The organism is Nitrosophilus alvini, assembly GCF_015100395.1.
In the GTDB taxonomy this organism is placed as follows: Bacteria; Campylobacterota; Campylobacteria; order Campylobacterales; family Nitratiruptoraceae; genus Nitrosophilus; species Nitrosophilus alvini.
This window is the reverse complement of the sequence record NZ_AP022847.1, coordinates 280762-300118: the sequence shown is the minus strand read 5'-3', so window position 1 is coordinate 300118 and position 19357 is coordinate 280762. Positions and strand designations below refer to the sequence as shown.

Annotated in this window: 24 protein-coding genes; 9 read left to right on the top strand and 15 right to left on the bottom strand. The window is 38.0% G+C overall.

Annotated elements, in window-relative coordinates; translation table 11 throughout:
* Nucleotides 1-40: 40 nt before the first annotated feature.
* From EPR_RS01725 to yajC, 4 genes are read right to left on the bottom strand one after another with little or no spacing between them, the layout of a single operon-like run.
* The gene (locus tag EPR_RS01725; protein WP_200763452.1) at nucleotides 41-379 is read right to left on the bottom strand and encodes a DUF6394 family protein; all 339 of its coding nucleotides are present in this window, start codon (nucleotides 377-379) and stop codon (nucleotides 41-43) included.
* Nucleotides 380-417: 38 nt separating this feature from the next.
* Nucleotides 418-1389, bottom strand: coding sequence for a protein translocase subunit SecF (secF, locus tag EPR_RS01720; RefSeq protein WP_200763450.1), 972 nt, complete (start codon nucleotides 1387-1389; stop codon nucleotides 418-420).
* Nucleotides 1389-2966, bottom strand: a complete 1578-nt coding sequence (secD, locus tag EPR_RS01715; RefSeq protein WP_200763447.1) for a protein translocase subunit SecD — start codon at nucleotides 2964-2966, stop codon at nucleotides 1389-1391. The genes secF and secD overlap by 1 nt, the downstream gene beginning before the upstream one ends.
* Nucleotide 2967: 1 nt before the next feature.
* Nucleotides 2968-3249, bottom strand: coding sequence for a preprotein translocase subunit YajC (yajC, locus tag EPR_RS01710; protein WP_200763445.1), 282 nt, complete (start codon nucleotides 3247-3249; stop codon nucleotides 2968-2970).
* A 22-nt stretch (nucleotides 3250-3271) separates the two neighbouring features.
* Between yajC and EPR_RS01705 the strand changes: the two genes are divergently transcribed.
* Genes EPR_RS01705 through EPR_RS01690 form a run of 4 tightly spaced genes read left to right on the top strand, consistent with a single transcriptional unit; the run spans nucleotide 3272 to nucleotide 6556 of the window.
* Complete coding sequence (locus EPR_RS01705; RefSeq protein WP_200763443.1) at nucleotides 3272-4552, top strand: apolipoprotein N-acyltransferase; 1281 nt, start codon at nucleotides 3272-3274, stop codon at nucleotides 4550-4552.
* Between the two features lie 43 nt (nucleotides 4553-4595).
* On the top strand, nucleotides 4596-5513 hold the full coding sequence (gene cysK / locus EPR_RS01700) for a cysteine synthase A (protein ID WP_200763442.1): 918 nt from the start codon (nucleotides 4596-4598) through the stop codon (nucleotides 5511-5513).
* The gene (locus EPR_RS01695) at nucleotides 5503-6075 is read left to right on the top strand and encodes an aminotransferase class IV family protein (RefSeq protein ID WP_200763440.1); all 573 of its coding nucleotides are present in this window, start codon (nucleotides 5503-5505) and stop codon (nucleotides 6073-6075) included. Before cysK ends, EPR_RS01695 begins: the two co-directional genes overlap by 11 nt.
* A gap of 19 nt (nucleotides 6076-6094) precedes the next feature.
* The gene (locus EPR_RS01690) at nucleotides 6095-6556 is read left to right on the top strand and encodes a hypothetical protein (RefSeq protein ID WP_200763438.1); all 462 of its coding nucleotides are present in this window, start codon (nucleotides 6095-6097) and stop codon (nucleotides 6554-6556) included.
* Nucleotides 6557-6573: 17 nt separating this feature from the next.
* Here the strand turns inward: EPR_RS01690 and EPR_RS01685 are convergent, their stop codons facing one another.
* A complete protein-coding gene (locus tag EPR_RS01685) occupies nucleotides 6574-7473 on the bottom strand; it encodes a LysR family transcriptional regulator (protein WP_200763436.1) in 900 nt (299 codons plus the stop codon).
* Between the two features lie 171 nt (nucleotides 7474-7644).
* Here EPR_RS01685 and EPR_RS01680 point away from each other — a divergent pair, with 171 nt between their 5' ends.
* The 5 genes from EPR_RS01680 to EPR_RS01660 all read left to right on the top strand — a co-directional run bounded on the left by EPR_RS01680 (nucleotide 7645) and on the right by EPR_RS01660 (nucleotide 12751).
* Entirely contained in the window at nucleotides 7645-9690 is a 2046-nt protein-coding gene (locus EPR_RS01680) for an ATP-dependent helicase (protein ID WP_200763434.1), read from the top strand.
* Nucleotides 9691-9703: 13 nt separating this feature from the next.
* Nucleotides 9704-10612: a tRNA pseudouridine(55) synthase TruB gene (gene truB / locus EPR_RS01675; RefSeq protein WP_234697147.1), complete on the top strand. Its 909-nt coding sequence runs from the start codon at nucleotides 9704-9706 to the stop codon at nucleotides 10610-10612.
* 3 nt (nucleotides 10613-10615) lie between these two features.
* Complete coding sequence (locus EPR_RS01670) at nucleotides 10616-11437, top strand: 4-(cytidine 5'-diphospho)-2-C-methyl-D-erythritol kinase (RefSeq protein ID WP_200763432.1); 822 nt, start codon at nucleotides 10616-10618, stop codon at nucleotides 11435-11437.
* Entirely contained in the window at nucleotides 11394-11843 is a 450-nt protein-coding gene (smpB, locus tag EPR_RS01665) for an SsrA-binding protein SmpB (protein WP_200763430.1), read from the top strand. Before EPR_RS01670 ends, smpB begins: the two co-directional genes overlap by 44 nt.
* 80 nt (nucleotides 11844-11923) lie before the next feature.
* A complete protein-coding gene (locus EPR_RS01660; RefSeq protein ID WP_200763427.1) occupies nucleotides 11924-12751 on the top strand; it encodes a hypothetical protein in 828 nt (275 codons plus the stop codon).
* Nucleotides 12752-12770: 19 nt separating this feature from the next.
* Here EPR_RS01660 and rplS read toward each other — a convergent pair whose 3' ends face one another.
* From rplS to EPR_RS01610, 10 genes are all read right to left on the bottom strand, one after another.
* Nucleotides 12771-13127, bottom strand: coding sequence for a 50S ribosomal protein L19 (gene rplS, locus EPR_RS01655; RefSeq protein ID WP_200763426.1), 357 nt, complete (start codon nucleotides 13125-13127; stop codon nucleotides 12771-12773).
* The gene (gene trmD, locus EPR_RS01650) at nucleotides 13124-13816 is read right to left on the bottom strand and encodes a tRNA (guanosine(37)-N1)-methyltransferase TrmD (RefSeq protein ID WP_200763425.1); all 693 of its coding nucleotides are present in this window, start codon (nucleotides 13814-13816) and stop codon (nucleotides 13124-13126) included. The genes rplS and trmD overlap by 4 nt, the downstream gene beginning before the upstream one ends.
* Nucleotides 13813-14337: a ribosome maturation factor RimM gene (gene rimM, locus EPR_RS01645; RefSeq protein WP_234697146.1), complete on the bottom strand. Its 525-nt coding sequence runs from the start codon at nucleotides 14335-14337 to the stop codon at nucleotides 13813-13815. Before rimM ends, trmD begins: the two co-directional genes overlap by 4 nt.
* Nucleotides 14337-14582 carry a KH domain-containing protein gene (locus EPR_RS01640; RefSeq protein WP_200763422.1) on the bottom strand — a complete coding sequence of 82 codons (246 nt, stop codon included), beginning with the start codon at nucleotides 14580-14582 and terminating at the stop codon, nucleotides 14337-14339. Before EPR_RS01640 ends, rimM begins: the two co-directional genes overlap by 1 nt.
* Before the next feature lies 1 nt (nucleotide 14583).
* A complete protein-coding gene (gene rpsP / locus EPR_RS01635; RefSeq protein ID WP_200763421.1) occupies nucleotides 14584-14811 on the bottom strand; it encodes a 30S ribosomal protein S16 in 228 nt (75 codons plus the stop codon).
* A gap of 87 nt (nucleotides 14812-14898) precedes the next feature.
* On the bottom strand, nucleotides 14899-16242 hold the full coding sequence (ffh, locus tag EPR_RS01630) for a signal recognition particle protein (protein WP_200763417.1): 1344 nt from the start codon (nucleotides 16240-16242) through the stop codon (nucleotides 14899-14901).
* Between the two features lie 95 nt (nucleotides 16243-16337).
* Nucleotides 16338-17069 carry an RluA family pseudouridine synthase gene (locus tag EPR_RS01625; RefSeq protein ID WP_200763416.1) on the bottom strand — a complete coding sequence of 244 codons (732 nt, stop codon included), beginning with the start codon at nucleotides 17067-17069 and terminating at the stop codon, nucleotides 16338-16340.
* A gap of 86 nt (nucleotides 17070-17155) precedes the next feature.
* Nucleotides 17156-17443 carry a DUF167 domain-containing protein gene (locus EPR_RS01620; protein WP_200763415.1) on the bottom strand — a complete coding sequence of 96 codons (288 nt, stop codon included), beginning with the start codon at nucleotides 17441-17443 and terminating at the stop codon, nucleotides 17156-17158.
* Nucleotides 17428-18570: a lipid IV(A) 3-deoxy-D-manno-octulosonic acid transferase gene (gene waaA / locus EPR_RS01615; RefSeq protein ID WP_200763414.1), complete on the bottom strand. Its 1143-nt coding sequence runs from the start codon at nucleotides 18568-18570 to the stop codon at nucleotides 17428-17430. The genes EPR_RS01620 and waaA overlap by 16 nt, the downstream gene beginning before the upstream one ends.
* A 61-nt stretch (nucleotides 18571-18631) precedes the next feature.
* On the bottom strand, nucleotides 18632-19351 hold the full coding sequence (locus EPR_RS01610; RefSeq protein ID WP_200763412.1) for a zinc ribbon domain-containing protein: 720 nt from the start codon (nucleotides 19349-19351) through the stop codon (nucleotides 18632-18634).
* Between the last annotated feature and the right edge of the window lie 6 nt (nucleotides 19352-19357).

Sequence of the window (19357 nt, the reverse complement as noted above, 5' to 3'; positions counted from 1 at the left end):
ATTATTATCAAATAGATTGATAATTTTAGGTCTAAATATATTAAAATTTTTCTTCGCTCTTCATCGCTTCTACAAGAACAAGCGCAAGTGAAAACACGTTTGCTACTATCGCTCCTATTGCAAGAGCAATCGCGGCTTTATCATCACCGGCAAATTCAAGAAAGAAAAAAGCTGGTATCAAATGAAGATCGGCCACAAGAGAACTTGCCAACAGTTCAGCAGAAAGAAGGCTTCTTACACCTATTTTCAAAATAGTTGATGCAAGATTTATACTTGCAGCGATAAAAAGAGAGACTTCATTGTTTTCGTATAAAAATCCCGCGGTTGTTGTAAGGCTCATAAGAGCAAAAAACATATATACGACTTTACCCCAATCCATTGGTGCTCCTTTTTAAAAGAGAGGAAACTTGAACATCTTTACACAACCCCTTGCTCATACATAGCTCTCATTCTCTCTTTTTCCTGTTTTCTTTTAAGCTTTTCGGCCAGTTTCTTCTTATAATTTGCAAGGTCAAATCCAAGCCACATCAACAATGGAGAAGCTACGAAAATAGAGCTGTACGTACCTACTACTATACCTATCAGCAAAGTAAAACTGAATCCTTTTATTATCTCTCCTCCAAAAAGATAGAGTGTCATAACGACAAAAAATGTTGTCAGTGAAGTGAGTGTGGTTCTTGATAAAGTTTTTGTAATGGAATCGTTTATAACATTTGACAAAACAGCCTCTTTTGTTTTTGTAATACCCTCTCTAATCCTGTCAAAAACGATTATCGTATCATTCAGGGAGTATCCCAAAATAGTCAGAAGTGCCGCTAGAATATCCAGATTTACCGGCACCTGAAAAAGGCTTATAGCACCAAGTGCAATAGAGACATCGTGAACTAGAGCAAAAACCGCAGCCAGTGCAAATCTCCACTCAAATCTTATCGATACATATATCAAAATACCGATAACAGCTATAACCATAGCCATAATACCTTTTTCCCTGAGCTCTCCGCCTACTTTGGGACCTACGATATCTACTCTTCTGATCTCGAAATTTCCCGTATCTTTTAATATCTCTCTGGCTATATCGCCTATATCGCTTCCAAGTTTTTTTGTGGATGTTTTAACTCTTATGATGACCTCTTCTTCACTTCCAAATTTAGTAATAGAAGCACCTTTAAAAAGGTCACTCTTTTTTATAGCTTCCCTGATATCTTTTATAGGTGCCGCTTTGTCATACTTGACCTGAATTATAGTACCTCCGGCAAAATCTATCCCGAAATTTAGTCCTTTTGTAAAAAGAAGGACATATGATCCTATTATAAGAAGAAGGGACAGAGATATAAATACCTTGCTTTTCCCCATAAAATCGAAGGTTTTCGTTGTTTTGAAAAATTCCATCAGTCTCTCCTGATTTTGATACCGAACCACAGAGAGAGGTTTTTAGACCTTTCTATTTTCGGCAATATAGCTTCATAAATACCGTGGGTTCCGAGTATCGCAGTTAACATCGAAGCCAAAATACCTATGCTTATAGTTATCGCAAACCCTTTTATCGGGCCTGTACCGTATGCATACAGAACCACTGCTGCTATAAGAGTTGTGATATTTGCATCCAGAATCGCACTCATCGCATTTTTGTATCCCTGCTCTATCGCTTTTCTGATACTGAGTCCCTCTCTGAGAAGCTCCCTGATACGCTCGTTTATAATAACGTTGGCATCAACAGCCATACCTACGGTAAGAACAATACCCGCCATTCCCGGCAGGGTAAGAGTAGCTCCGAAAAGCGCCATGATACCGATAATGAGAAATAGGTTTGCTATCAGAGCGATATCGGCTATAACACCCGCAGCTCCATAATAGACTATCATAAACAGAACAACTATCACAAAACCACTTATCAGGGCTATCATACTGGCTTTTATACTGTCTGCTCCGAGACTAGGTCCTACACTTCTTTTCTCAAGCATAAACACCGGTGCAAGAAGCGCACCGCTTCTAAGGGCAATTGCTACATCATGAGCTTCCTGAACACTGAACCCTCCGCTTATCTGACCGCTCCCGCCCCCTATTCTCTCTCTGATCACTGGAGCAGAATATACTTTGTTGTCCAGAACGATAGCCAGATGTTTTCCCACATTTTTTGCCGTAAAGTCACCGAATATTTTTGCACCGGCACTGTTAAGCGTAAAATTTATAACAGGCTGGTTATTCTGATCAAATGCTACCTTCGCATCCACAATCATTGAACCGTCAAGAATCGGTATCTCTTTAAGCAGATATTTTACATTTGGATTTTTCGCATCACTGAGTATCACATCACCATATTCCGCAGCCTCTTCCGGTGTCATCTGATACACTCTAGCAAACCTCTCTTCATCTACGGCCATCAGTTGAAGATGCGCCGCTTTGGCTATAAGAGAACGAACTCTTTGTTCTTCTTGCGGAGTTTTTATCCCGGGAAGCTCGACAAGTATCTTCTCTTTGCCCTGCTTTGCTACGTTCGGTTCGGCAAGACCGAACTGGTCAAGTCTGTTCCTGATAGTATCAACCGCCTGATTTATTGCATACTCTTTTACCGATTCTATCTCTTGAGGAGTAAGAGTTACACTATATTTTAGCCCCTCTTTTTTTATCTCCAGTCCCGGTATTTTGCTCAGCATTTCATCGATTTTCGGCTGGTCATCTTTGTCAAGTAGCGTAAAGGTGACAGTTTTGTCTTCAATTTTCAGATCATCTATCAAAATATCTTCCGCTTCCGCATAATATTTGATATTGGACGCTATCGATTTTATTTTTGAATGTATTGCAGCATCGGTATCGACTCCAAGTAGCATATGCAGACCGCCCTGCAGATCAAGGCCAAGCGTTATTTTGGGTCCCTCTTTTAAGTTAAATATGGAAGGAACCGACAAAGCGATCCCTCCTACAAGAGCAATTATAAAGATTACCAATCTGTAATTAAGCAGCTTCATTTCAGCTCTCTAATTTTTTGGCTACATAATCTTTATGAATTTTAACAACAACCTCATCATTAAGCTTTACTTTGATAAAATCCTCTTCAGGCTTTATCACTTCGGCAACAATACCCCCGGTAGTGATAATTTTATCGCCTTTTTTGAGAGATTCAACCATCTCTTTATGTTTCTTGGCCTGCTGCTGCTGCGGCCTGATGATCAAAAAATAGAATATTACAAAGATAATGATGAGTGGAAACAAAGAACCCAAAATCCCTGCTGCACCGCCTTGTCCTTCCATTGCTTTCCTTTGTGTGGAGTTTATGAGGCGATATTTTAACATCAATTTACTAATAAAAGCCTTTTTTACAGCAGTAATTTTTTCCTCTTTTATATATTTGGCATATTTTGATATAAATATGCCTTATCTGGAATCTTTTTTCGGATTGCTAAGTTTTTATGTGGTACTCAAAGCCGGAAAAAAAGAGCTTTTCTGGACAGGCTTTTTTACAGGAGTTCTCTGGTTTTACTGGATAGCTCTGAGTTTTAGATACTACGGTCTATCCTGGATGATACCGATTATGATTCTGTTTATAGGTTTTGTCTACGGAATACTTTTTTGGACTATGGGATATTTGAGTGAAAAAGCGGTTTTAGGGATTTTAAAAAAAGTATTCAAAAAAGAAAAAGAGACTATTTTTTTATTTTTTCAAGTATTGATTAAATCTCTTTTTCTGCTTCTGCTCAGCCACATACATCCTTTCGGTTTTAACTGGTTTGTTCCCGAGTTGGTATTTATAAATTCGATTTTTGATACCACAAAAATCTCTTTTGCCGTAATACTTCTAGCTCTCCTTACTCTCTTTGTGCTCCCCAAAAAAGTAAAATTTCTGGCCTTTTTGCCTCTTGTTTTTGCTTTGAAAGGTGAAACTTCCCAACCCACAATGCCGCCTCTGAAAATCTATCTGAGCCAGACAAAAATTCCTCAGGACAAAAAGTGGGACCCACGGTATCTAAACGGTATCATTAAAGAGAATTTTTCCATCATAGACAGAGCCATAGAGAAAAATTATGATCTTGTTGTTCTGCCGGAAAGCGCTTTTCCTCTCTTTTTGAACAGAGAGGAAAATATTATCAATCTTTTAAAAAAAAGAAGTTTAAAAATAGCTATTGTAACAGGAGCACTTCATCTAAAAGGCAAGCTTGTATACAACTCCTCGTTTTTCTTCAATAAAGGAGAGATGACAATTGCCGACAAGGTTGTACTTGTACCTTTCGGCGAAGAGATACCGCTACCCTCTTTTTTAGGAAAATGGATAAACGAAAAATTTTATAACGGTGCGGAAGATTATCAAAAAGCCTCTAAACCGACAGACTTTGTGGTGAAAGGTATAAATTTCAGAAATGCAATATGCTATGAGGCCACACACCCAAAACTCTATGCGGGCGATCCTAAATATATGATAGCGATAAGCAACAACGCATGGTTTATACCCTCCATTGAACCGGTACTGCAAAATCTTCTTATTAAATATTATGCCGAAAAGCACGGTACAGTAGTTTTTCACTCAACAAACATTGCAAAAACTGATATTATTTGGTAATATCGATTTTTGTTATATTTCTATTATTATTGAGGGGAAAAAAATGAAAATAGCTGCTAACGTTACAGGACTTATAGGAAATACCCCGCTTGTGATGATAAACTCACTCAGTTCCGAATATGGGGCCAAGATAATAGGAAAATGCGAATTTATGAATCCTACCGGTTCTGTTAAAGACAGGATAGGTTTCAATATGATTAGAAGAGCTATTGAAAAAGGCCTGATAGACAACGAAACAACAATAATAGAACCCACCAGCGGAAACACAGGTATTGCACTTGCAAGCGTCTGTGCGGCCATGGGGCTCAAACTGATACTTACGATGCCGGAATCTATGAGTATGGAAAGACGCAAACTACTGGTGGCGCTCGGAGCCAAATTAGAACTCACACCTGCAGATAAAGGAATGAAAGGAGCAGTTGACAAGGCATATGAACTCCTGGAGAAGATAAAAAACTCATATATGCCAAATCAGTTTGACAATCCTTTCAATCCGGAAATTCACAGGCTCACAACTGCCAAAGAGATTTTGGAAGATACCGAGGGGAATATAGATATATTTATAGCTGCAGTAGGGACCGGAGGAACTCTGACAGGTGTGGGCGAAGAACTTAAAAAGCATAATCCAGATATCAAAATATTTGCCGTAGAACCTCAAAAGTCGGCTGTACTTTCGGGTGGTGAACCGGGACCTCACAAAATACAGGGTATCGGGGCCGGATTTGTACCAAAAATCCTGAATACTAAAATATACGGTGAAGTTATAAGAGTAAAAGACGAAGATGCGATAGAGGTTTCCAGAGAAATCGCAAAAAAAGAGGGGCTACTGGTAGGAATATCTTCAGGTGCAAACCTCTGGGCGGCGTGCCAGGTTGCAAAAAGATACCCAGGTTCCAATATTGTTACAATTCTTTGCGATACAGGAGAGAGATATCTTAGCACAGAACTTTTTGCTGTTTGAGACGATAAAAATCGAAAACGGCCGGATTTTCCATATCGATTATCACAACAAAAGAGCAAATAGATCTAGACTTGAGCTCTTCGGCTCAAAAGAGGCTCTGAATCTTTCTGATTATATAGAGCCTCCTAAAAACGGTCTTTTCAGATGCAAAATCTGGTATGGAGAAAGTTTCGGTAAAACTGAATATTTCAGATACTCCCCACGAGTTGTAAAAGTCCTCAAAATCATAGAGTCCGATATAGAGTATCCATATAAATACAGTGACAGGAAAGAGATCGACAGACTCTTTGCAAAAAGAGAGAGTGCGGACGATATTCTGATAGTAAAAAACGGATATATAAGAGATACTTCTATAGCAAATATCGCATTTTTCGACTCGGAAAAATGGATTACACCAAATACGCCTTTACTAAAAGGAATCTGCAGAGAAAGACTCATTGACGAGGGAAAAATTATCGAAGAAGAGATAAAAACAACGGATCTGAAATTTTTTAAAAAATATGCACTTCTAAACGCAATGACAGAGTTCAAAATCATCGAAAATGGTATAATTTTGCAATAACAGCCTTAAAAGGAATTTTATGCTTTACGACATCATACAAGATGACAAATTTGAAAAAATAATGTGTGAACATATAGAAAAGACTATAAATTATCTTTTTGAAAAGGACCAGCCTTTTGCGATACTGGCAAATATAGAACTTGTAGATTTCAAGCCGCTTTTGCCTGAAGAGATCATGTCAAATCTGCCACAATTTACTCTGTTTATGCTTGCAAACTATACATATGAAAGTGCTACTTTAAAAGATGAAATATTATCCTTCGAAGCCGGATTCGGAAAAGATAATTTCGGAAGCGTGGTATCAGTACCTGTCAATTCCATCATGCAAATTATCGTAGAAGACACCCCGATAGCTGTCAATCTCTCAGCATCTGTAGCAAAAAAACGTGAAGAAAAAAAAGGAGATATAGAAACGTCAATGGACGCACTGCTATCAAATCCGGAAAATCTCAGACTTTTGAAAAAAAGGAAAAAAAAGTAAGAGATTTCCGCACTCTCTTACTTTTTAAGTTTTAAAAGAAAATCTACGACTTTCTCGATAAATGCATCATGTTTTCTCTCTTTGAGATAGGCGATATAAAACTTTCTTTTTATTCTAAAACCTTTTATTCTTGCTTCATACAGTTTACCCTGCTCAACCTCTTCGGCTATAACATATCTTGACATAATCGATACAGTAGGCCTCTCCACACTTTTTGGGCTTTTTAGTATAGTCAACTTAACAGCGGTTGAACTGCTCACTTCACTTTTTACATTGAAACTTTTACACTCGACTCCCATAGATTCGAAAACTTCCGACACGAGTTTTCTCGTATGGCTTCCCTCTTCACGACAGATCCAGTCAAAGTTGTAAAGATCCTCTTTTCTTACATACTTTGGCAAAGGCGAATTGGAAAAAAGTACCAGCTCGTCTTCCATCCACTCTCTGTATATAAGTCCCTCTTTAAATATCGGTGACTCTATAAGTCCTATATCGTATTTCTTTTCAAGAACCTGATTGATAACATTTTCGGATACATCGACTTTTATCAAAACATCATTTTTTATAGCCTCTTTTATATTGTTCAATACATCAGGAAGAACATAGTTCCCTATAGTAAAAGAGGCGCCTATTACGAAAGTGACCTCTTTGTTTATTATTTTGAAAAGGTCCTTTTCCGCATTCATAATGGCACGTTCAAGCTTTTGTGCTATTCTATAGACCTCTTCTCCCTCTTTGGTGAGCTTTATACCGTTTTTCTTTCTTTCAACTATCTTTGTATCAAGATAATCCTCAAGAAATTTTATCTGCTGTGTGACTGCAGGCTGTGAAATCCCTAGTTTGGCAGATGCTTTTGAAAAACTTTTTTCTCTGACAACGGTCAGAAAGGTCTCTAGTTTTGAAAAATCTCTCAACATTTCAATCCTTTGATTCTATAGATTATTAAAAAAACTGAATATATTAAAACTATTATAACAAATAATAATAAACTTTTCAATAATTTTTTTTAATACATTAAATTTTCTTCGATATTGTTTCATATATATTTTGATATAATAGAATACTAAATTACAAAGCACAGGCTTGATATGGACAAGATTTTCGAAAACCTTAACGAAGCACAGATAGAAGCGGTAAAAAAGATAGACGGTCCTCTCTTGATACTAGCAGGGGCGGGAAGCGGCAAAACAAAAACAATTACGAGCAGATTGGCATATCTTCTTGCGGCAGGTATCGACCCGGCAAACACTTTGACTCTGACTTTTACCAACAAAGCGGCAAAAGAGATGAGAGACAGAGCTCTTTCTTTGATTGACAACTCCATCTACCCTCCTCTTCTTTGCACTTTTCATAAGTTCGGACTTCTTTTTCTGAAATTTCATATAGAGGAGATAGGACGAAAAAACAGTTTTGTCATAATAGATACAGATGACAAAAAGAGAGTTCTGAAATCCTTCGAACCCGATCTTCCCATATCACTGATTGCCAGCGAAATATCAAGATACAAAAACTCTCTTATAGAACCTGAAATTGCCCTGGAAAAAGCGCAGTTGCCCAACTATAAAAAGATAGCCTCCTTGTATCAGAAATATCAGAACTATCTCAAAGAGAACAATCTTGTAGATTTTGACGATCTGCTGGCGCTTACATACAAAATACTCGACAAAAACGAAGATTTGTGTCGCGATACCAGCCAAAGATACCAGTATATAATGATTGACGAATATCAGGACACCAATGAGCTACAGTATAAAATAGTAAAAAAACTCTGCTGTACACACAACAATATTTGCGTAGTAGGCGATGACGATCAGAGTATATACGGCTGGAGAGGTGCAAATATAAAAAACATTCTCGAATTTCCAAACTCTTTCGAAAACACAACCGTTATAAAGTTAGAGACCAACTACCGTTCCACCGAAGAGATACTCAAAGCCGCAAATATGCTGATAGAACACAACAGAAACCGTCTTGGGAAAAACCTCAAAAGCGTGGCCGGACCCGGAAAAAAGATAGAGGTTTACGAATCGAAAGATGAAACGGAAGAGTCTTACAAGATAGCAAAAAAGATAAGAGAACTTCTTGACCAGGGTGCAGACCCCAACGAAATAGCCGTACTTTTCAGAATAAACGCACTCAGCCGCTCTTTAGAAGAAGGTCTTAACAAAGCAGGAGTTCCCTATAAACTGGTGGGAGCCATAAGATTTTACGAACGTGCCGAGATAAAAGACCTTATAAGTTATCTGAGAATCATAGCAAATCCTCATGACGACTTCTCACTCAAAAGAATCATCAACAAACCCAAAAGAGGTATCGGAAAAGTAACTTTTGAAAAGATGCAAAAAGCCGCCTTTTTGAATAAAACTCCCATAATACAATATCTTGCCGAGGCAAATGAGGAAGAGCTTATATCATTGATAGGAAAGAAAAACTATAAAACAATCAATGAGTTTATAGAAAATATCAAATATCTAAGAAAAATCTCTTCGCAATCTCTGTACAACTTTGTAGATGAGATCGAAAAAGTTTTTGAAATAAGAAAATTTTACGAGTCTCTGCCGGACGGTTTTGAAAGAGTTCTCAATATAGACGAATTTTACGGATACTTTAGAGATTTCATAAAACAAAATCCGGAGAGTTCCCTTGATGAGTTTTTAAACGAACTCTCTCTTCAAAGTGATCAGGACCAGATAGACGCAGAAACCATATCCATTATGAGTATTCATGCAAGCAAGGGACTTGAATTCAGATATCTATTCGTAATAGGTATGGAAGAGGGATTTTTCCCGCTTATAGGAGACGGCAGCGATATCGAGGAGGAGAGACGTCTTGGATATGTAGCGATTACCCGGGCAAAAGAGGAACTGGTACTCAGCCATGTAAAAAGCAGATTTTACAAAGGAAGAAGAACCGAGCTTCAAAAGAGCAGATTCTTAAAAGAGGCAGGTCTTTGTAAAGGAAGTCTCACTATAGAAAAATCGACTTCTTTCAAAAAAGGCGACCTTGTAAAACATAAAATATTCGGCATGGGAAGAGTAACGGGGGTCAGCAAGGTGGGAAGGGAATTCAAACTGTCCATAAATTTCGGCGGCCAGAAGAGAGAGATTTTGGCATCTTTTGTTGAAAAAATATAACAAAAGGTATAATTTGACAATAAACGAAGGAAAAAAAACAGAAAAACAGAAAAAATCTTTTACCTTCGCTCTTGATTCTTCATCACGGTTGTTTGTTGCCTATAAACCTCCGTTTATAAGTTCAAACAGTTTTCTTCATCGTATCAAAAAAAAATATAGAGTCAAAAAAGCCGGATTTTCCGGTACACTCGATCCTTTTGCAAAGGGTGTGCTAATTATCGCTTTTGGAAGCTATACTAAACTTTTCAGATTTTTGGATAAAACACCGAAAGTCTACAGAGCAACTCTCTGGCTCGGGACCCACAGCCCAACCCTGGATATAGAAAATATAGAAAAAATTGATCAGCTGCTCCCGTTTGCGGAAGAAAAAATAAAAAATGTTGTAGAGGAACTGAAAGGAGAAATAGAGTATATACCGCCTAAATATTCCGCAAAAAAGATCGAAGGCGTTCGTTCATATGAACTTGCGAGACAAAATGCCGAGTTTTCCTTAAAGCCTGTAAAATCATATATATACGATATAAAACTTTTAAGATATTCCCACCCTTTCCTCACTTTCGAAGCCGAAGTATCCGAAGGAACATACATAAGAAGTATCGGTAAAATGATCGCGGAAAAATTGGGAACAACAGGCGCTTTGAGTATGCTTGATAGAATCAGAGAGGGAAAGTTTGTCTATGAAAACGAAATTGCTCTTGATCCTCTCAAATATCTCAAAATTCCAAAAAACAGGTGTGCTCTCAGCGATAATGAGGTATGGGACGGCAAAAAAATAGAACCGGACGACCTTGAAATAAGAGACGATGGATACTACTATATCGAATATAAAAATTTCTTCTCCATAATCAAAGTTGAAAAAGATAAAGTTTCATATGAAATAAACAGATTGCCGAAAACAGAAAAGTTAAAACAGGAAAATTGAAAAATGAAAGCAAAATCCTACGCAAAAGTTAATATATTTTTAAAAATTGTTGGAACTAGAGGAGATTATCACGAACTGATTTCCAGATTTGTTCTTGTCAAAAATCTTTACGATATTGTCAGTTTCGAGGAAAAAGAGACAAAGGGTTTCGAGCTTGAGGGAGATTTCGGGTGCGATACAAAAGAAAACACCATATATAAAGCATATAAACTTCTCTGCGATCTGGACAAAAGAGTCGAAATATTTTTTCGGTCCCACAAAGTTACTGTCCAAAAACAGATACCATCTTTTGCAGGACTGGGCGGCGGAAGCTCCAATGCAGCCGTTTTTATAACTATGGCCAATGATGCCATAGGTCTTGGTCTCTCAAAAAAGCAAATGGCAGAACTCGGCAAAAGAGTCGGCGCAGATGTTCCCTTTTTCATACATGGATACAATAGTGCAAATGTAAGCGGCATTGGAGAGATAGTAGAGCCGTTTGAAGAAGAGACGCTTGAATTTGATATAATTACACCCCGGATAAAATGCGATACAAAAGAGATCTACGCGGTTTTCAGAAAGAGATTTTTAAAGCATACAGATATTGCCTTTGCAAAAAAACTGGCGTCAATGAAAAGCAAATATATTATGGAAAATTATGAAGCAACGGAAGTAAATGACCTTTTAAAAGCGGCTCTTGTTGTAAAACCGGAACTAAAAGAATATCTACAGCCTGGCTGGTTTATGAGCGGCAGCGGCAGCAGCTTTTTCAGACTCAAATATATGAAGGAAAAACACAAAAATGAAAGTCATAGCAAGAAACAAAAAAGCTTTTCACGATTTTGAGATACTGGAGAGGTTTGAAGCCGGCATCGTTCTTGAAGGAAGCGAAGTAAAAGCTATAAGAGCCGGTCGTGTAAACCTGAAGGACAGTTTTATAAAAATAGTAAAAGGCGAGCCTTTTATATTTGGTATGCATATCTCTCATCTAAGCACTTCTGCCGCACACTTCAGGCCGGATGAAAAGAGACCAAGAAAACTTCTTCTTCACAAAAAAGAGATAAACAAGCTCATAGGAAAAACTTCAGAAAAAGGGCTTACCATAGTTCCTTTGAAGCTATATTTTAACAATAGAAATATTGCCAAACTTGAAATTGCCCTTGCAAAAGGGAAGACTTTGCATGATAAAAGAGAAGCCATCAAGAAAAAGATGATGGATAAAGAAGCCAGAGCCGCTATGAAGAACTACTGAATCATCTATCCTTTATAATACAGATTTTATCAGTTTTCAACTATACTCTTCTATATTTAAAATTTTTTAGAGGAGTTTTCATGTCAAAAAGAGTAGCGCTCTATATCGCTTGTGCCGTTTTGTCAACTTCACTTTATGCACAAAGTGACAATGACTACCGTTTGGACTCTTTCGAAATCGGTCTGCAAACTTTGAAAATGGACTATAAAGAGTATGATACAGGTGGAAATTTTCTTGACGGAGATTCTACCGATCTGTTTGGCGATATGAACGGTATAAATGCAAAGGCCCTTTTTCATTTGAAAGATGTATATTACATAGGCGCATCTATAGAATATACAAAAGGTAAAAGCCATTATGAGGGTTCTACCTGGGGAGGTACACCTCTGAGTCTGACCAAAGACAACGTCTCAATTCTGCAGCCTGAAATCTCTTTAATAGGCAAGAAAGAGTATAATTACGGCACTTTGCACTCGAAAATTGCATTTGGTTACAGAGAGTGGAAAAGAGGAAAATCGGATTATTCAGGGGATTACGACGAAACGTACAAATGGAAATATTTCTATATAGGCGCAGGCTATAAAAAAGAGATTGCAAAGAGAGTGTCACTTGGATTCTCACTGGGATATCAAAAAGCTCTCTCACCTGAAATGAAAGCATATCTCTACGATGGTGCAACATTCAAGCTTGGTAACACGGAAGGCTTCAAAATCGAAATTCCTCTTGAATACACCCTGACAGAGAGAATAGATATTATCGGTTTTTACAGATACGACTATTGGGAAATCAACCATAGCGATACAGTTGCACTTACAAGCGGTGGCTCGTTTGTCACTTATGCCTATGAGCCGGACAGCAAAACAAAAAACAGTTATTTGGGAATAAAATTGAAGTACAGTTTTAGATAGAAAACAGAAGAAAAAGAGCTTATTTTCTAAGCTCTTTTATTCTTGCAGCTTTTCCTGTTCTTCCTCTTAGATAGAACAGTTTGGCTCTTCTTACACGTCCCCTTCTTACAACTTTTATATCAACGATACTGTCACTGTAAATAGGGAAAATTCTTTCTACGCCTACATTGTTGGCGCCGATTTTTCTTACGGTGAATGTTTTGCCTGTTCCTTCGCCTTTTATAGCAATACATATGCCTTCAAAATTCTGGACTCTTGTTTTATTGCCCTCTTTAATATTTACGGCAACTCTTACGGTATCACCCGCTTTAAACTCAGGAACACTCTTTTCAGAAATCTGAGACTTTTCAAAATGCTCTATATATTTATTTCTCATTTTATATCCTTTATCGTAGAATCTCTCAAAAGATCCGGTCTGTAAAACTTTGTTTTACACAGTGACATTCTATATTTTAAGGCGCTAATTTTACTATGATTTCCCTTTAATAACTCTGAAGGGATAAAACTGCCTCTAAATTCAACCGGCTTACAAAATGCCGGTGCTTCAAGAAGATTTTCCTCGAAACTCTCCTCTTCCAAAGAGCTGATATTGCCCAAAACGCCTTCAATGTTACGGCTTATGGCATCACACATTGCCAAAGCGGCAAGCTCCCCTCCGGTCAGAACAAAATCTCCTATGGAAAAAACCTCGTCCGCTTCGATTTCCACAACCCGTTCATCAAAACCTTCATACCTTCCGGTAACAAAAATTATATGCTCTTTTTTTGAGAGTCTCTTTGCATCTTTTTGATTGAATCTTTTTGCAGCCGGAGTAAGGAAAACAACCCAGCTTTTTTTCTCTTTTACGCTCTCTATTGCATCGCAGAGTGGCTGGGGAGTCATAAGCATACCGGCCCCTCCCCCTGCTTTATAATGATCGACTTTTTTGTGTCTCTCTTTTGAAAATTCTCTTGGGTTGACAAAGTCTATTTTTATGAGCCCATTAGCTTTCGCTCTTTTTAGTATGGAATCCTCAAAATAAAAATCGATCAGGTTTTTAAAAAGTGTTACAAAAGTAAATCTCATGAAGCTTCCAGAATCTCCATAGCACCGCTGCTTTCTATCCGTTCTTCGGAAATGTTCACATCTTTTATATATCTGTCCAAAAAAGGAACCAGAAAAGATTTGGGATGCCCTTTTTCAACAAGTGCATCATCTGTTTTTATTTCAAGATAGTCGCCACCGGGAAATCTGTGAATATCTTTAACCTTTCCGAGTCTGACACCATTTTCAAAAACTTCGCACCCTATAATATCAAACCAGAAAAACTCGCCTTCATCAAGCTGGCAGTTTTTTCTGGTCTGCTCTTCGGTAGTGGAAAGCAGAAGATTTGTAAGTCTTTTTGCATCTTCGGGAGTATCAACACCTTCAAATTTTACAACTCCTCTTTTGGAGTCGTAATACTCTATAGTTAAACTACCCCTTTTAGTAGAAAACTTTGCACCTTTTTTAAACTGTTCGGGAAAATCCGTAAAAAGATGGAGTTTTAGTTCTCCTTTCAAGCCGACTGCCTTTCCTATCCTGGCTACATCGACCTTTTCCAACATCACTCCTCTATCGCTTTTACGTTTACTTTATAGCTTATCCCATCCTTTGCTTTGCATCCGGATATGACGGTTTTGATAGCGCCTATCATTTTGCCGTCTTTGCCTATCAGTTTACCCGCATCGGCTCTGTTGGCATATATGATTATCTCGGCAAAAGTATCATCTTTGTCGATTCTCTCTACTCTAATATCTTCCGGAACCGTGGCAATCAGCTTTGCATACGATTCTACAAACTTTTCGATCATATTATTTACCGGTGATTTTTTTCACTCTGTCGCTCATTTTGGCACCCACACCAAGCCAATACTCAAGTCTCTCTTCGTCGAATTTTACAGTAGCAGGCTCTGTGAGAGGATTGTAATATCCGATAGACTCTATCCATCCACCGTCTCTCTTTTTTCTACTGTCCGTAACTACGATTCTGTAGAAAGGCTTTTTCTTTCTACCCATTCTTGTCAATCTGATTACTGTCATTAACTTTCTCCTTTTGATTTTTAAACGTTAGGTAAAAAAGTCAAAAGGTTTTCACCTTTTCACCTCTTTACCCATCAATCTTTTGGCCTACCTGGGTATATTCATATGCTTCATCTGATTCATCATATTCTGCAGATCCTGCATACCTTTTTTGCCGGAAAATTTTTTCGCAAATTTTGCAGCATTGTTGAACTGCTTTATTATTTTATTGACTTCCTGCTGTGAAAGTCCCGCCCCCGCAGCAATCCTTCTTTTTCTGCTGTTATTGAGAAGGTCGGGGTTTTGCCTCTCCTTGGGAGTCATAGAGTTTATCATTGCCCTTATCTTTTTTATCTCTTTTGAGTTGTCAAGGTCTATATCTTTCAATGCTCCGGCCATATTTGATAGACCCGGAATCATTCCTATAAGAGACTTTAGACTCCCCATCTTTTTCAAAGATTCCAACTGCTCCAGAAAATCTTCAAAATTGAATTTTCCTTTCTGAAGCTTTTTGGATATCTTTTTGGCCTTCTTCTCATCTATAACCGCAGCCGTTTTTTCTGCAAGAGACTCTATGTCTCCAGCCCCCATTAGTCTGCCGGTGATTCTTTCCGGGATGAAAACCTCAAGATCGGGCATCTTTTCACCCGTACCTATAAATCTCAGAGGAACACCTATTTGATGGGCAATACCCAGAGCAACACCACCTTTGCTGTCGCCGTCGTATTTTGTAAGGATAACCCCAGTTATACCTATCTCATTATTGAACGTGGCAGCACTCCTTACTGCATCCTGTCCTGTCAAAGAGTCGGCAACATAGAAAACCTCATCGGGATTAACGGCATTTTTGACGTTTTTGAGCTCTTTCATAAGCTCTTCGTCTATAGCCAAACGGCCTGCCGTATCTATAAGCAGCACATCATAAAGATTTTTGTTTGCCATATCAAGGGCATTTTTTGCTATCTTTACAGGGTCCTTTTCATTTTCGTCAGCGTATATGTCCACCTCTATCTGGGAAGCTATCTGTTTTAGCTGCTCAACTGCTGCCACTCTTTGCAAATCCGCAGCAACCATAAGAACTTTTTTCTTTCTAAGTTTCAGATAGTATGCCAATTTTCCTGTAGTTGTGGTTTTACCGCTTCCTTGCAGACCTGTCATCAAAACCACTGTAGGCGGTTTTGAAGCGAAAACAAATCCCTGTTTTCCCGGTACACTCAAAATTTCTGTAAGATTTTTTTCAAGAGCTTTTAGAAAGTTCTCTTTTCCTATGCCTGCTCTTTTTGTATCAAGTTCGACTCTTTGCAAAAGCTCTTTGACAACTTTATGGTGTACGTCCGCTTTCAAAAGAGATTTTTTCAGTTCGGACAACGCTTTTTTAAGAGCTTTTTCATCATCTTTAAATCTTATTTTTCTTATTGCGTTGCTAAATGAGCTTGACAGGGCTTCAAACACTTCTTTTCCGCCTTTTTGTTAAATTTTTGTATCTTTTCTATAAATTTGCAATAAAGAGTTTTTAGTGCCGAATTTTACTTAAATTTTTCTTTATATTATATAAATTTTTCAAACTCCTTTGGCTGGGGCGCTTCAAACGAGTATCCTAAAAGCTCTATTTTTTTGGCATGAAGCATAACTCTTTCATATTCTGGTCCGCTATAATATGTATCTCCGATAATCGGATGATCTATTCTTGAGAGATGAACTCTTATCTGATGGGTTCTTCCGGTTTTTATCACCGCTTTGACCTTTGTCTTTTTTGCAGCAATTTCCAAAGGCGTAATTGTGGTCAAAGCCTCTTTTCCTTTTGAATAGGAAATTCTGCTTCTCGCCCTGTGTCCTTTTTTGTCCGTCAAAATTGGCAAATCGATTTTTGTCTCCTCGGCGACAATCCCCTGAACCCATGCGATATACTCTTTAAAAACTCTTCCTTTTCTAAACTCTTCAATAGCTCTTTTCCTAAACTCTTCATTTTTTACAAGCAGCAGCACTCCGCTTGTCTCTTTGTCAAGTCTGTGCAAAAGCTTGGCTCCGCTCTCCTTTTCTATCTCTTCACTTGAAATGTGTGCCGGTTTGTCAACCGCAATAATATTTTCATCTTCAAAAATCTTTTTTACAGGATTTGTCTCTTTTACTTTGAACTTTGTCTTTGTATCGATCTCTCCTCTGGCAATCAAGACTTTTTTGCCTCCCGCATATACAAGCCCTCTGTCGATCAACTCTTTTGCTTTTTTATTGGAGATACCAAGCTGCAAAGCCAGTACCTTGTATGCTTTCTCTTTCATTTTTCCTTCTTTTTTCGTAATTCGTGATTGGTAATTGATGTCGGTAATCAGCATTCACTCACACCCACACCCACACTCACACTAACTCAACTCCCCATCTTCTTCACAAACTCTTTAATTTTCTCATTATACTGCATCTTTATCTTTTTGCGTTTGCTCGTTTCTCCTCCCAAAAACTCAATGGAACTTTTGGGTATTTTGAAACTTTTCGAAAGAAATTTTACAAGCTCTTTGTTTGCCGCACCCTCTACCGCAGGAGCTTTTATCTTGACTTTCAGCGAATCATCGTAAATACCGGCAAATTCATTTCTGGAACTGTTGGGTTGAGCTTTTATATAAAACAGTATCTCATCCCCGATTATCTCATACCACACTCTATCTCCCTGATAATTGGCGATAAATCGTTTTTCTCTTTGATATAGGATTTTCCCAGCTCTTTTTTCAATATATCGGCCAAATTTTCACTTTCACAGATATGGTAATTTTCCACCTTTGAAAAAGTCTCATGCTGATTGAAAATATTCGGGCCTGTTATCAAAGAACAGCCAAAATTTGCTGGTTCCAGAGGATTATGTCCTCCTATGGGGACAAAACTTCCTCCCAAAATTACAATATTGCTGATTGCATATATGTTTATAAGCTCTCCCATTTTGTCCACAACGGTAATATCGGCTTTGAAAGACTCATCTTCACTGAAACGTACGCAACTAAATCCCTCTTTTTTGGCAAACTCTTTGACAAGCCTCCACACTCTATCAAACCTCTCGGGATGTCTGGGTACTATTACCAGTTTTCCTCTGCCGTACTCTTTGAAAGCTTTCAAAACCAGTTCTTCTTCACCCTCATGCGTACTGGCCGCCGTTATGAGAATCTCCTCTGTTCTTTTCAATTTTCTGGTTGGTTTGAACTCCTGAGCCGATTTGATATTTCCGACAACTTCCACATTTTTGGCACCAAGAATCTCGAGTCTTTTTCTATCGATATCTCTTTGGCAGAAAACCTTGTCAATATTTTCAAAAATTTTTCTGTAAAACCAGCGAAATTTTAGATATTTCGGGTATGACCTTTCGCTGATTCTCCCATTTACAAGTATCGTTTTGGTACCTCTTTTTTTTGCAAGATAAAAAAGAAGATACCATAGTTCAGCTTCAGCCACCACAAGAACTTTTTGTGGCTTCATCCAGAAAAAAAGAAGTATCTCAAAGGGTAAAAATCTCGTATCAAATCCGTAACTTTTTGCCTCATCAAATCCGGTCTGCGTTATCACGGATATATTTTTGATACCCTTTACTCTCTCCAAAAGAGGACGTATAGACTTTACTTCACCTAAAGAACAGGCATGAAACCAGACTCCGCTTTTTTTGAACGGAGGATTTTTATAAAGAAAAAATCTTGCCGGAATTGAATGCCTGTATTTTTTTTTGAAAGACAAAAAGATTAAAAAAGGGATAGAAAGCAGATATACAAAAGATAAAATTAAAGTGTATATTATTGGAAACATTTACAGCCTCGACACTGGACACAGGGTTTTACCAGTGTCCGGGTTCCAATGTTCTATAGCTCTATACCGTCTCTTCCTCTTTTTCAAGATAGAGTATTCTGCCACAATGAGGACAGGTGACTATCTCCTCTCCTTTTATAACTTTTGCATAGGTTTTATCATTTATTCTCATAAAGCAGCCCATACATGCCTGTTTTTTCACAGGTACAACCGCTGTATTTCCTGCCCATCTTCTTATCTTCTCATAAAAAGCAAGAACTTTTTGGCTCATTTTGGATATAAGCTCTTCTTTTTTCTCAAATACTTTTTTTCTCTCTTCTTCTATCTGGGCAATCTCTTTTTCAACAGCCTCTTTTGTTGCGCTCAATTTCTCTTCCAGTTCGGAAAGCAATTGTTTAAGGCTCTCAATCTCCTCTTTCTTTGTTTCGCAGATATTTTCATATCTTGCTATCTCTTCATTAGCAAAATTTATCTGCTCTTTGGCAATCTCTTCTTCAAGCTGCAGAGCCTTTGCCTCTTTTTCGGTTTTTACCTGTGCGCTCTTTTTAGCAAGCTCCTCAAGCTTTGCTGCAAGTTCCTGAAGATGAAGTTCATTCTTTTTCTTCTTTATTTCGCACTCTGCCACTTCTTCATTGAGCTGCTCTATCTGCTTCTTGATAGTCTCTTCTTCTTTTAAAATATTTTCTAGTCTTACTTTGGCCGCTTCGATTTTCGGTCCGAAAGCGTCTATCTCTTTGTCTATCTTTGAGAGCTCAACAAGCTGTTCGATATACTGTTTCATTACTGC

Excerpts from the sequence above, each read along its gene's own strand:
- EPR_RS01725 (WP_200763452.1), bottom strand. The coding sequence starts at position 379 with ATGGATTGGGGTAAAGTCGTATATATGTTTTTTGCTCTTATGAGCCTT.
- secF (WP_200763450.1), bottom strand. The coding sequence starts at position 1,389 with ATGGAATTTTTCAAAACAACGAAAACCTTCGATTTTATGGGGAAAAGC.
- secD (WP_200763447.1), bottom strand. The coding sequence starts at position 2,966 with ATGAAGCTGCTTAATTACAGATTGGTAATCTTTATAATTGCTCTTGTA.
- yajC (WP_200763445.1), bottom strand. The coding sequence starts at position 3,249 with ATGGAAGGACAAGGCGGTGCAGCAGGGATTTTGGGTTCTTTGTTTCCA.
- EPR_RS01705 (WP_200763443.1), top strand. The coding sequence starts at position 3,272 with ATGAGGCGATATTTTAACATCAATTTACTAATAAAAGCCTTTTTTACA.
- cysK (WP_200763442.1), top strand. The coding sequence starts at position 4,596 with ATGAAAATAGCTGCTAACGTTACAGGACTTATAGGAAATACCCCGCTT.
- EPR_RS01690 (WP_200763438.1), top strand. The coding sequence starts at position 6,095 with ATGCTTTACGACATCATACAAGATGACAAATTTGAAAAAATAATGTGT.
- EPR_RS01685 (WP_200763436.1), bottom strand. The coding sequence starts at position 7,473 with ATGTTGAGAGATTTTTCAAAACTAGAGACCTTTCTGACCGTTGTCAGA.
- EPR_RS01680 (WP_200763434.1), top strand. The coding sequence starts at position 7,645 with ATGGACAAGATTTTCGAAAACCTTAACGAAGCACAGATAGAAGCGGTA.
- EPR_RS01670 (WP_200763432.1), top strand. The coding sequence starts at position 10,616 with ATGAAAGCAAAATCCTACGCAAAAGTTAATATATTTTTAAAAATTGTT.
- smpB (WP_200763430.1), top strand. The coding sequence starts at position 11,394 with ATGAAAGTCATAGCAAGAAACAAAAAAGCTTTTCACGATTTTGAGATA.
- EPR_RS01660 (WP_200763427.1), top strand. The coding sequence starts at position 11,924 with ATGTCAAAAAGAGTAGCGCTCTATATCGCTTGTGCCGTTTTGTCAACT.
- rplS (WP_200763426.1), bottom strand. The coding sequence starts at position 13,127 with ATGAGAAATAAATATATAGAGCATTTTGAAAAGTCTCAGATTTCTGAA.
- trmD (WP_200763425.1), bottom strand. The coding sequence starts at position 13,816 with ATGAGATTTACTTTTGTAACACTTTTTAAAAACCTGATCGATTTTTAT.
- rimM (WP_234697146.1), bottom strand. The coding sequence starts at position 14,337 with ATGTTGGAAAAGGTCGATGTAGCCAGGATAGGAAAGGCAGTCGGCTTG.
- EPR_RS01640 (WP_200763422.1), bottom strand. The coding sequence starts at position 14,582 with ATGATCGAAAAGTTTGTAGAATCGTATGCAAAGCTGATTGCCACGGTT.
- rpsP (WP_200763421.1), bottom strand. The coding sequence starts at position 14,811 with ATGACAGTAATCAGATTGACAAGAATGGGTAGAAAGAAAAAGCCTTTC.
- EPR_RS01625 (WP_200763416.1), bottom strand. The coding sequence starts at position 17,069 with ATGAAAGAGAAAGCATACAAGGTACTGGCTTTGCAGCTTGGTATCTCC.
- waaA (WP_200763414.1), bottom strand. The coding sequence starts at position 18,570 with ATGTTTCCAATAATATACACTTTAATTTTATCTTTTGTATATCTGCTT.
- EPR_RS01610 (WP_200763412.1), bottom strand. The coding sequence starts at position 19,351 with ATGAAACAGTATATCGAACAGCTTGTTGAGCTCTCAAAGATAGACAAA.